The 2,519-nt window shown below is 70.1% G+C and carries 4 protein-coding genes; 1 reads left to right on the top strand and 3 read right to left on the bottom strand.

What is annotated here, in order from left to right; genetic code table 11:
- Together JHN63_RS50075 and JHN63_RS50070 are read right to left on the bottom strand one after the other, a co-directional pair.
- The coding region (locus tag JHN63_RS50075) for an SLC13 family permease (RefSeq protein ID WP_307782184.1) at positions 1-784 on the bottom strand (784 nt) is incomplete at its 3' end.
- A 46-nt stretch (positions 785-830) separates the two neighbouring features.
- Entirely contained in the window at positions 831-1,349 is a 519-nt protein-coding gene (locus tag JHN63_RS50070; RefSeq protein ID WP_200691790.1) for a gluconokinase, read from the bottom strand.
- A gap of 130 nt (positions 1,350-1,479) precedes the next feature.
- Here JHN63_RS50070 and JHN63_RS50065 point away from each other — a divergent pair, with 130 nt between their 5' ends.
- A complete protein-coding gene (locus JHN63_RS50065) occupies positions 1,480-2,181 on the top strand; it encodes a FadR/GntR family transcriptional regulator (protein WP_200691789.1) in 702 nt (233 codons plus the stop codon).
- A gap of 14 nt (positions 2,182-2,195) precedes the next feature.
- Here JHN63_RS50065 and JHN63_RS50060 read toward each other — a convergent pair.
- A partial coding sequence (locus tag JHN63_RS50060) for a YchJ family protein (RefSeq protein WP_200691788.1) occupies positions 2,196-2,519 on the bottom strand: 324 nt, incomplete at its 5' end.

The raw sequence follows: 2,519 nt of genomic DNA, 5'->3' as shown, positions 1-2,519 counted from the left end.
GCATCAGCACGACCGGCAGCAGGATGGAGGAGAGGGTCGCGCCGAAGCCGGGACGGTTCTCCAGGTCCTCGGAGGGGCGGGAGGGGATCATGCGTTCGGGGGCCTGGACGTCCACCCAGCGGGCGGCGACCTTCGAGAACAGCGGCCCCGCGATGATGACGGTCGGGATCGCGACCAGCACGCCGAGCGCGAGGGTCAGCCCGAGGTTGGCCTTGACGGCGTCGACGGCGACCAGCGGCCCGGGGTGCGGCGGAATGAGTCCGTGCATGACCGACAGACCGGCGAGCGCCGGGATGCCGATCCGCATGAGCGAGTAGTTGCCGCGCTTGGCGACCATCAACACGACCGGGATCAGCAGCACGATGCCGACCTCGAAGAACAGCGGCAGCCCGATCACGGAGGCGATCAGCACCATCGCCCACGGCATCGACCGCGGGCTTGCTTTCGCGAGGATGGTGTCGACGATCTGGTCCGCGCCGCCGGAGTCGGCGAGCAGCTTGCCGAGGATCGCGCCCAGCGCGATCAGCACACCCACACCGGCGACGGTCGAACCGAGCCCGGTGGTGAAGCTGGTGATCGCCTTGTCCAGCGGCGCCCCGGCGAACGCGCCGAGCGCGAGCGAGCCGATGGTCAGCGCCAGGAAGGCGTGCATCTTGAACTTGGTGATGAGCAGGACGATGACGGCGATGCCCGCCAGTACGGCGATGCCCAGCTGAGCGTGTCCGGCCGAGGTGATGGGCTCGACGGGGTCCGCTGCCAGCATCTCGACGCTGAGTCTGGTCACGGTGGATTCCTTGCGGATACGGGGGAGGGGGGACAGGTACGGAGTGCTAGGAGGTGGGCTCGGGGACCTGCTCCAGCGCGGTCATGGCCCGCTCGGCGATCTGCTCCGGGCTGCCGGTGACGTCCACGGCTACACCCGCCTCGTCGGCCTCCAGCGGCTGGAGCGTGGCGAACTGCGAGTCGAGCAGCGCGGTCGGCATGAAGTGCCCGTGCCGGTGCGCCATCCGGTCCTCGATGAGCGCGCGGTCGCCGGTCAGGTGCACGAAGACGACCCCGGGAGCGGCGGCCCGCAAACGGTCGCGGTACGACCGCTTCAGCGCCGAGCTGCTGACGACCCCGCCGAGCCCCGCGCGCCCGTGCGCCCAGTCGCCGATGGCGTCCAGCCAGGGCCACCGGTCCTCGTCCGTCAGCGGGTGCCCGGCCGACATCTTGGCGATGTTGGCCTGCGGGTGGAAGTCGTCGCCCTCGGCGTACGGCACGCCGAGCCGGGCCGCGAGCAGGGGACCGATGGTGGTCTTCCCGGTGCCCGCTACGCCCATCACCACGACGACATGGGGGGTACGCATCGCTGCCTCACTGTCTCCGTCGACACCTGATGTCGAACCCACTGAAACCGATTAGGTACGACGAATTCAAGAGTCTGTGACATATAAGTCTGACTTTTTGGTTCCGTGATGTGACCCGTACGCTGAGTGCATGACCACTCCGGGCCGCGGGTTGCACGGCCGCGTACTCGACTCCCTCGGCCCCGCCATCACCGCGGGCGAGTACCCACCGGGCAGCGTCCTGCGCACCGACGAGCTCGCCAAGGACTTCGAGGTCTCCCGCTCCGTGATGCGCGAGGCGGTCCGCGTCCTCGAATCCATGCACCTGGTCGAGTCCCGCCGCCGGGTGGGCGTCACCGTACGGCCCAAGGCCGAGTGGAATGTCTACGACCCGCAGGTCATCCGCTGGCGGCTGGCCGGCGCCGACCGCCCGCAGCAACTGCGCTCCCTCACGGTGTTGCGCTCCGCGGTCGAGCCGATCGCGGCCGGGCTCGCCGCCAAGTTCGCCACGGCGGAGCAGTGCGCGGAACTCACCGAGTGCGCGATCGGCATGGTGGCCAACTCACGCGGCCACAAACTGGAGGCCTACCTCGTCCACGACGTGGCCTTCCACCGGGTGATCCTGGCCGCCTCCGGCAACGAGATGTTTGCCCGCCTCGGAGACGTCGTCACGGAGGTCCTCGCGGGCCGCACCCACCACGAGGTCATGTTCGAGGACCCCGACCCGGCCGCCGTCACCCTGCACGTCCAGGTCGCGGAGGCGGTCCGCGAGGGCGACGCGCTGCGCGCGGAGACCCTGACCCGCGAGATCACGGTCGGCGCACTCCAGGAACTCGACATCCTGGCCCCGTAGTTGACCTGGTTGTCCTAGTCGTCCTGGTCGAGGAACTCCCCGTCGACGTACACCCACGCCCCGTCGACCCGCTCGAACCGGCTGCGCTCATGGATCGCGCCGCCCTTGTACGAGGCCCGGAACGTCACGGTCCCCGCGGAGTGGAACGCCGACCCGCCACCCGTCTCCAGGATCTCCAGCCCCGTCCACCGCATCCCCGGGTCGAGATCGAGGGGTTCGGCGGGGCGGGTCCGGGGGTGCCAGGTGCGCAGCAGGTAGGGCGCGTCGAGCCGCACGAAGGCGGTGTAGCGGGAGCGCATCAAGGCCTCGGCGGTGGGGGCGGGGGTGGGGCCTGAGTG

This window comes from Streptomyces sp. MBT65, assembly GCF_016612545.1.
Taxonomy (GTDB): domain Bacteria; phylum Actinomycetota; class Actinomycetes; order Streptomycetales; family Streptomycetaceae; genus Streptomyces.
Note: the sequence above shows the minus strand (reverse complement) of the source record. Positions and strands in the feature narration are given on the sequence as shown.

Excerpts from the sequence above, each read along its gene's own strand:
- JHN63_RS50070 (WP_200691790.1), bottom strand. The coding sequence starts at position 1,349 with ATGCGTACCCCCCATGTCGTCGTGGTGATGGGCGTAGCGGGCACCGGG.
- JHN63_RS50065 (WP_200691789.1), top strand. The coding sequence starts at position 1,480 with ATGACCACTCCGGGCCGCGGGTTGCACGGCCGCGTACTCGACTCCCTC.